Genomic DNA, 8,682 nt, shown 5'->3' with positions numbered 1-8,682 from the left:
GGCGTTTCATCGGTACCGTGTTTGTGTGGTAACTGCACTTTACCGGCTTCTATGGCTCCGCAGCTACCTTATTCACGCACCAAAGCCGTTTGTGATTAATGTTGCTTCTTTTAATCGTTTACCGTTGCACTCGCAAATTAGTGAGATTCTAGGGAACTTTACCTCGGTTACGCTGTTGGCTGTTGATAATGCCCAAGGTAAATCTTTTCGTGAACGTACACAGTCTATTCAACAACAGCTATGGCAGGATCTAGAACATGGCTATTTTAATGGGGTGCGGGTCACTCGAGAGCTAAACCAGAGGAATAATACTACCCCCAAAGCCATGCCTATTGTGTTCACTAGCACGTTAGGCATGGAAGCATTGGGCCAGAAAATGGCTACGTTTAACCACTTTGGTCAGCTGGTTTATGGGAGTGCCCAGGCGTCTCAAGCTTGGATGGATGTTCAAGTTTGGGATGAACAAGGGACTTTAACGTTTAACTGGGATGTGGTTGAGGAGCTTTTCCCTGTAAATCTAGTTGGCGATATGTTTGAGGCTTATTGTGCCTTACTAGAGCGGCTAGCTACTGACACAACTGTTTGGGATAAGACGAGTCTACAGATTCTGCCGCAGCCGCAGCTGGCGCAACGAGATAAACTCAATAGCAGAGCTATTGGTGATGCTTCCATTGCTAAAGCAAGTATTACTACGTCAGAATGGTTACATACCTTATTTATTAAGCAAGTCCGTCAGCAAGCTCAACACTGTGCGGTCATTGACCAAACCTGTACCCTAACCTATCAACAACTCTATAGTCTTGCCAATGAGGTCGGTCATTGTCTCAGAGAGATTGGGGTTAGACCTAACCAGCTGGTGGCCGTAGCGATGGAAAAAGGATGGGAACAAATTGTTGCTGTTCTAGGTATTTTGATGGCTGGTGCAGCCTATGTACCGATTGATCCTGGCTGGCCTGATCAGCGTCGAGCCTATCTTTTGGACAATAGTGGAGCACAGATTGTTCTGACTCAGTCCTGGCTAAATGAAAAAATCTCTTGGCCCACAGGGGTTCATATTATCAACCTTAATAGGTTGAATCGTGAAGACTGTTATGGGCAGTCACTGCCACCGCTTGAACCGGTACAGACAATTGATGATCTGGCCTATCTCATCTATACGTCAGGCTCTACGGGCACGCCCAAGGGGGTCAAAATTAGCCACCGTGGTGCAGTTAATACGATTTTAGATATTAATAGGCGGTTTTCAGTGGGGACGTGCGATCGCATTCTAGCCCTATCATCCCTCAGCTTTGACCTGTCGGTTTACGACATCTTTGGCACGTTGGCCGCAGGGGGAACCATTATTCTGCCTCAGGCCTCACAACTCAAGGAGCCAGACCACTGGATAGATTTAATTAGCCAACACCAGATCACCCTTTGGAATTCTGTGCCAGCCCTGATGCAAATGCTGGTTGATGCTACAAGCAACCACACGGCTATACTCAGCTCCCTACGTTTGGTATTGTTAAGTGGAGACTGGATTCCCCTCACCTTACCACCTCACATTCAAACCCTCGTGTCTGATGTCCAGGTTATTAGCTTAGGCGGAGCAACGGAAGCCTCTATTTGGTCTCTTTTCTACCCCATTCATACTGTAGAGCCAACCTGGAAAAGTATTCCCTATGGTCGTCCTCTAACAAATCAGAGTTTCCACGTACTCAATCAGCGATTAGAACCTTGTCCCACATGGGTACCAGGCGATCTCTACATTGGCGGTGTGGGTCTTGCCCAAGGATACTGGCAAGATGAATCTAAGACTAATGCTAGTTTTATCACCCATCCAGACAGTGGCGAACGACTTTATCGCACAGGTGATTTAGGTCGTTATCTACCCGATGGCGATATCGAATTTTTAGGCCGGGAAGACTTTCAAGTAAAACTAGGGGGTTATCGCATCGAGCTGGGAGAAATCGAGGCAGTTTTAGGGCAATATCGGGCTGTCAATCGAGCTTTAGTCAGCGTAGTCGGCAAACACCTCAATGAAAAGCGGTTAGTCGCCCATATCGTTCCACATGGGAGCATTACGGTGGATGAACTCAAACAGTTCGTAAGGGCTCATCTACCTGACTACATGATCCCATCAGTGTTTGTGATTGTTGAAGCATTACCCTTGTCAGCTAACGGTAAAATAGATCGTCAGGCACTCTCATTACCTAACGACATGGTGTCGGGGTTAACAGTTGACTATATTGCCCCTCAAAATGAACTTGAAAAAACAATTTGTGAGATCTGGAAAGACACCTTAAATATAGATAAGGTGGGAGTAGACCACAATTTTTTTGAGGTTGGTGGTAACTCACTGCTGATTACCACGGTTTTCAATAGACTGAAAGAACGCTTAGTCAATGAGGTAGAATTAATATCACTATCTGATTTGTTCAAGTATCCCACTATTCATAGGCTAGCTGACTATCTATCGGCCCATCATCGCCCAGCGTCAATCTCTCCAACCAGCAAACCGTTAGACAAGCAACAAGTAGCAGTTAGTCTCAGTGAAGGTAAACAGAGACTTAAGCAACAGCTACAACGCGCTAAAGCTATTAAGGTCAGGACAAACAAAGTCCGCAAGAATCGATAAGGGTAACTTGAGATCAATAGTCTTAGCAATCGTGCTTTAAAGCACATATTTTGATTCTTCTTCAACCATCCACACTTCCCAAAGTGTAATAACTACAATCCGTATTATTCCATCTACCCCCATAAAAAATGCCATGGCAGTTGAACAAAATGGTTTAGAGGTCGCCGTCATCGGTTTGGCTGGTCGCTTTCCTGGTAGTCGTAACATTGAGGCTTTTTGGCAAAATTTGGTGGCAGGACAAGAATTTGTCTCGATTTTTTCAGAAGACTCTTCAGCCGACTCAGTCAAGGCGGCGGCCATATTGGAGGATATCGATCTCTTTGACGCCTCTTTCTTTGGTATCAATCCTAGGGATGCTGAAATCATGGATCCCCAGCATCGCCTCTTTTTAGAATGTGCCTGGGAAGCATTGGAAAATGCGGGCTACGATCCTGAACAGGAAATGGCCACCATTGGTGTTTATGCGGGCGTTGGTAGAAGCACCTATCTGTTGTATAACCTGTTACCGAACCATTTGCATCAAACGATGGGATATTTTCCCATCCTACTGGCCTCTGATAAAGACTACGCACCCACACGTGTTTCCTACAAATTAAATCTCAACGGTCCCAGCATAAGTGTTGGTACAGCCTGCTCCAGTTCGCTGATAGCTGTAAATTTGGCCTATCAGAGCCTGCTCAGTGGAGAATGTGATATGGCCCTGGCAGCTGGGGTTTCCATCAAAGCACCACAAAATGCCATGACCCTATGTCCGGAGGGAGTTTCCCCCGATGGACATTGTTGGGCCTTTGATGCCCGTGCCAATGGTCCCGTTGGAGGCAATGGGGTGGGAGTTGTTGTCCTCAAACGGTTCTCAGAAGCGTTGGCCGATGGAGATTATATCTACGCTGTGCTCAAGGGCATGTCTGCCAACAATGATGGAGCTGTCAAGGTGAGCTACACCGCTCCCAGCGAACTGGCTCAGTCGCGAGTTATTCAGTCTGCTCAACTAATGGCAGAAGTAGAGCCAGAAACTGTCACCTATGTGGAAACCCATGGCTCTGGCACAAAGTTGGGGGATCCCATTGAAATTGCAGCGCTTACCCATGCATTTGCCACTGAAAAAAAGGGATATTGTGCCTTGGGTTCAGTTAAAACCAATATTGGTCATTTGGATGCTGCCGCAGGAATCACAGGGTTAATTAAAGCTGTGCTCTGTTTAGATCGTAAATGTATCCCTCCGAACGTTAATTTTGAGACACCTTCTCCCCAAATTGATTTTGACAATAGCCCTTTCTTTGTTAATACAACGTTATCGGAATGGAAAACCAATGGCACTCCTCGCCGTGCAGGGGTAAGTTCATTTGGCTTTGGTGGAACCAATGCCCATGTGGTTTTGGAAGAAGCTCCTCAGAGTGCTTTGGTAGATCGGGAACAGTCGACTGATGAGGATAGTCCCTGGCAGTTACTACTTCTATCGGCTAAAACAGAGGCCGCTTTAGAGCAAAGTACAACAAATTTAATTCAGTATCTACAGCAGCATTCCCAGGTTGATCTAGCAGATGTTGCCTACACATTACAACGGGGTCGCCAGAACTTTTCCCATAAGAGAGCAGTGATAGCCCGGTCAGTCGAAGATGCGATCGCAGCTTTACAGGATCCAAAACGCATCTTAACTACGGAACAAGCCATTCAAAAACGCCCGATTGCCTTCATGTTTACAGGCTTGGGCAGTCACTATGAAGACATGGCTAAAGAGCTTTATCACATTGAGCCTATCTTTGCCCAACAGGTCGACAACTGCTGCCAAATTTTAGACCCTCTCTTAGGGATAGATTTAAGAGAGATTATTTTTCCACCCCAAAGCGCTGAGTCCACAGATACATCTGCTGTCATCTCCGACGCTGCCGCTCAAGCGCCTAAACTTGATTTGCGTCAGATGCTGGGTCGCGATCGCCAGGCTGATGGCAAAGATAGCAGTGTACTCAACCAAACTCACTTAACCCAACCTGCTATTTTTGTCATTGAATATGCCCTGGCAAAACTGTGGCAATCTTGGGAGATTCACCCCAGCGCCATGGTGGGCTATAGCATTGGTGAGTATGTTGCTGCCACCCTTGCCGGCGTCTTATCTCTGGAAGAGGCCCTGACACTCGTAGCTAAACGGGCCGAGATGATTGCCCAACTGCCCCCCGGAGCCATGTTAGCAGTGCCGCTTTCAGCAGAAGCTGTACAGCCCCTGCTGAATGAGAGAATATCCCTCTCGGCGGTGAATGGTGCAACTCAATGTGTAGTTGCCGGAGAACCAGACGCCATCGATCAACTACAAACGCAGTTAATTGAACAAGGACTGGCCTGTCGACGGTTACAGTCTTCCCATGCGTTCCATTCCCATATGATGGAAGCTATTGTGCCAGCATTTAGGACATTGGTTGCGGGATTTAACCTACAGCCCCCTAATATTCCCTACGTCTCTAACCTCACTGGAACCTGGATCACGCCAGACCAGGTTACAAATCCGGACTATTGGATACAGCATCTCCGCCAACCAGTGCGGTTTGCCGATCAAGTACAGGCACTATGGCAAGAGCAACAGCCAATTCTATTGGAAATTGGGGCTGGACAAACCCTCAGTAGCCTCGCATTACAGTGTCTAGACCAAGTCACCACCACTGAAAAAATCGCCCTTGCCTCGCTGCGTAATGCCTATGAATCCCAATCAGATAAAGCCTTTATTCTGAATACGGTGGCCCAACTCTGGCTAGCAGGCGTTGATATTGATTGGTCAGCTATCTCAGCCCAGCACAAGCGCTACCGCATTCCCCTACCCACCTATCCATTTCAGCGTCAGCACTATTGGGTTGATGCTCCAGATGAGTCATCTATACAGTCACGATTAACTACGCCAGAATTTTGGCAATCGCTTGTATCCATCGCACAGAGCAAGGCGTTAGATGGTGTCCAAACGTTAGATAGCCATACTCATGCAAATTATAGGCAGGCCCTTGATCGTCTCTGCATCGCCTATATGAATCAAGCATTCAGGCAGCTAGGGGCATTTCAACAACCTAAGCAACCTTACACCTTAGAGGCACTGTGTGCACAAACAAAGGTCATTCCCCGCTATCAAGAACTGTTAGCACGGTGGTTAGATGTGTTGGTTGCTCACGGCTGTCTGCAACGGGATGAATCGGGTCAATTTAGCCAATTAGAGCCTTTGGCACCTGAAACAATTAGTCATCGCTTAGCCGATGTTAAAGCCAAGTCTGCTGATGTAATCTCGCCAGAATGGATCGACGATATTTATCACATTTATGGCATGAATCTGCCAGTTATCCTTACAGGAGAACGACAGCCCCTAGAATTTCACTTCTCCATGCGACTACAGGAAGCAGGGTATACCGTACCAGAGTATCCCTCAATGCCTTATTACGAACCGATTCTAGTTTCTATCATCCAAACCATTGTGGATGCTTTACCGGCTAATAACAAACTGAGAATTTTAGAGCTAGGGGCGGGTACCGGTAGCGCTACCGAAAAGGTGTTGCCACTATTGTCAGCCACCCAAACTGACTATACGTTTACCGATGTTGGCAGTTTTTTCTTGAGTATTGCACAACAGAAATTTAGTCAGTATTCCTTTATTAATTACGGAGTCTTAGATGTTGAAAAAGCACCCCAGGAGCAAGGATATGCAGCCAATAGTTTTGATCTTTTGATTGCATTTAACGTCCTTCATGTTGCCCAGGATATAGATGCTACGGTGAAGTATGCGCGTTCATTACTGGCTCCTGGCGGTATACTCCTGTTGTGGGAAATTACAGAAGCTCGCTTAGAAGCTGACATCATGGATGGCGTCTTGATGCAGCCGATTGCTGATGCAACGGGGCAGCGTAATATGGGCGATCCTTACTTATCTAAACAACAATGGAAAGACATATTAACTGTCCATGGATTTGATAACGTTGAAGCTTTTTCAGAGTTTCCTGCGTTTGGTGAGCATATTTTAGTTGCCCAAGCATCCGCCCTCGCAACACCCTCTGCTCCTCCAGCCTTTAGTCAGCTTAAAGAAATTCCAGCTGTCTCTTCAGGTAAACAGCCTGTCTCCGATCAGAAGCAGCCAGACATGTCAGACTGGTTCTATACCCCTTCCTGGCAGCGATCACCCCTACCATCCTGGACACCCCAGACTAGTGTAGGATGCTGGTTGGTGTTTATGGATGATTGTGAGTTAGGAGAGCAAATTATCCAGCAGTTGACACCGGAAGAGCATGGGGTGGTGGTTGTTAAAATTGGAGAAGGGTTTGCCAGGGATATTGACCACGACAAGCAGCACACCTATACCATTAATCCACAGCGACCTGGGGACTATCAAACCCTTTTCAATGAGCTGTTAGCACTGAATTTATTACCTCAAAAAATCATTCATTTATGGCTGGTCAATGCAGAAAATGAGCACAAAGTTGCTGAGACCTTAGGATTTTACAGTCTGTTATTTATAGCACAGGCCCTGGGAGAACATAATCTCAAAGACACTCTGGAAATAAATGTTGTCTCCAATAATTTACAAGGTCTAACTGGAACAGAAGATATTTGCCCAGAGAAGGCCTTAGTTTTAGGTCCTTGTCAGGTTATTCCGACCGAGTATCCTCACATCCAGTGCCGTTGTATTGACCTTATGCTACCTACTACAAAGGGTTATCAACGACAGCAGTTGGTGGATCGTTTACTGATGGAATTTAATCATCCCATCTCCTCTACGCCAATGATTGCGTATCGCGGTTGTCATCGCTGGGTGAAAACCTTTGAATCGATGCATTTGGGGACAGGAAACAAGAAACAATCCAGGTTAAAAAAGAAAGGCGTTTACCTGATTACGGGTGGACTAGGAGGTGTGGGACTAACATTAGCGACCTATCTAGCCGAAAACTTCCAGGCCAAACTGATTCTGACAGGACGCTCATCTCTGCCAGAGCGTGATAATTGGTCAGATTGGTTAGCCACCCACGGGCAGCAGGAAAGTGTCAGCCTAAAAATTCGCCAAATTCAGCATCTAGAAAGCCTGGGTGCAGAAGTCATGGCTGTGGGCGCTGATGTTACCAATCTAGCGCAAATGCAAAAGGTCATTGAGCAGGCCTGTACCCAGTTTGGTCAAATTCAGGGGGTAATTCACGCTGCTTTTGTGCGCGGAGGCGGGATTATACAACTCAAGACTCAAGATGTTGTTGCTGTTGATATGGCACCTAAGGTAAAAGGCATTAGAGTCTTGGAGCAGCTACTTAAAGATAACGAATTAGATTTTTGGATACTCTGCTCATCTTTGAGAACGTTAAAGCCCGAAGCTGGTCTAGTCGATTACAGTGCTGAAAATTTCTTCTTCGATAGTTTTGCCCATTACGGTGCCTATCGGTATGGCTGGTTTATCAGAAGTATTGATTGGGATGTTTGGCAGGGGGTTGGTACAGCTGTGACGGTTCAGCAAGAGTATGAGGCAACTGCTGAGAAAGCATTCAGAATTGGTATGACACCTGCAGAAGGCGTAGCGATTTTTGAGCGCATTTTATCAAGTAGTACAGAGCCTCAAGTTATTGTTTCAACTCAAGATTTTCTAGCGGATACGGGTGAACAAGAGCTTGTCCCTTTAACGCCCACCAATATTGAAACACTCAAACCCAAATATCAAAGACCTGCTGGCCTTAAAAATGTTTATGTTGCACCCAGCAGTGATTTAGAAAACAAACTGACTCAGAAGTTTCAAGAATTACTAGGTTTTGGTCAAGTGGGTATTCACGATAGCTTTTTTGCTCTGGGGGGTGATTCTCTCACTGGTAATATTTTAATCAATCAATTGCGCGATATTTTTCAGATTGAGATACCAGTTCGCAGCCTGTTTGAGTGTCCTACTGTATCTGAATTAACTGTTTTGATTGAAAATATACTCATTCAGGAATTAGAAGCTTTAGATGAGCAAGAAGCCGAGCAACTTGCTGCCAAAGAAGATTGATCTGCTCTAAACGAAAATCACAGTTCATGGAATAATTTCTCATTTATATCTGCATCACTACTTTTTGTCTGCACTTAGTTCT

At 46.0% G+C, this 8,682-nt stretch carries 2 protein-coding genes; both read left to right on the top strand.

Translation table 11 applies throughout. The annotated features are described in order from the left end of the window. A partial coding sequence (locus tag DXZ20_RS07850) for a non-ribosomal peptide synthetase (RefSeq protein ID WP_163703433.1) occupies window positions 1–2,617 on the top strand: 2,617 nt, incomplete at its 5' end. 133 nt (window positions 2,618–2,750) lie between these two features. Next, window positions 2,751–8,600: a type I polyketide synthase gene (locus DXZ20_RS07845; protein WP_163697492.1), complete on the top strand. Its 5,850-nt coding sequence runs from the start codon at window positions 2,751–2,753 to the stop codon at window positions 8,598–8,600. Window positions 8,601–8,682 lie beyond the last annotated feature (82 nt).

Source organism: Adonisia turfae CCMR0081 (assembly GCF_011009555.1).
GTDB lineage: Bacteria > Cyanobacteriota > Cyanobacteriia > Phormidesmidales > Phormidesmidaceae > Leptothoe > Leptothoe turfae.
The sequence above is the reverse complement of the archived record's forward strand: the minus strand, read 5'-3'. Positions and strand labels throughout refer to the sequence as shown.

Bases quoted from the DNA above. Each gene is read 5' to 3' on its own strand.
- DXZ20_RS07845 (WP_163697492.1), top strand. From the start codon at position 2,751: ATGGCAGTTGAACAAAATGGTTTAGAGGTCGCCGTCATCGGTTTGGCT.